This window comes from Rhodoferax sp. P1_F3 (assembly GCF_056405715.1).
Map to the genome: position 1 here is coordinate 1 of NZ_JBFUBO010000050.1, position 314 is coordinate 314.

General features: G+C 58.3%; 1 protein-coding gene. It reads left to right on the top strand.

Annotated features, from left to right (window positions below; translation table 11 throughout):
- On the top strand, positions 1–314 hold a 314-nt coding region (locus AC1DZ5_RS21580), incomplete at both ends, for a response regulator transcription factor (RefSeq protein WP_477892864.1).

The window sequence follows — 314 nt, forward strand, 5'->3', positions numbered from 1 at the left end:
GCAACGGCTGAACTGGACGACTTCGAATCCGCACTGTTCGGCACCTCGGCCAAGGCATCCGCAGCCGGATTTACGTTGGATAGCGCCTACCAGGGCCAAGAGGCGTTGGTGATGGTGCAAGAGGCATTGCAGAACAACCAGCCCTATGCATTGGCCTTCATCGACATGCGCATGCCCCCGGGATGGGACGGCGTTGAAACCATCGAACAGCTATGGCTGGTCGATCCTCGTCTGCAGATCGTGATTTGCACCGCGTATGCCGACCAGTCATGGAACGAAGTCTTCGAACGCCTGGACGCACGTGATCGCTTGCT